The organism is Paracoccus sp. S4493 (assembly GCF_000967735.1).
Lineage (GTDB): Bacteria > Pseudomonadota > Alphaproteobacteria > Rhodobacterales > Rhodobacteraceae > Paracoccus > Paracoccus marcusii.
Genome location: NZ_JXYF01000552.1, coordinates 1 through 274 on the forward strand (window position 1 = coordinate 1; position 274 = coordinate 274).

The window sequence follows — 274 nt, forward strand, 5'->3', positions numbered from 1 at the left end:
TTGGGCACCGGCCACAGGGCGAAGTCCGGGCCGGGATCGTCGCAAAAGAAGGAACGCCAAATGGCACAAGCAAACCAGACCGACACCGCCGCCGAGCAGGCCCGCGACCACATGCTGCGCCTGCTGATCGCAGAGCAGAACGACGCCTTCCGCCGCTGCCTGGGCTTTGCCGCCCTGTGGCGGGACCATCATCTGAAAGGCCGCGCTGTCGTCACGCCGGGTTTCGATGCCCTGCCCATGGCGACCAAATCCGTGCTGATGGAGAAGGTCATCA

Annotated in this window: 1 protein-coding gene; it reads left to right on the plus strand. The window is 65.0% G+C overall.

Going from position 1 to position 274, the window contains the following annotated elements:
* Window positions 1–60 precede the first annotated feature (60 nt).
* Window positions 61–274: hypothetical protein (locus TW83_RS19010; RefSeq protein WP_045984357.1), on the plus strand; the 214-nt coding region annotated here is incomplete at its 3' end.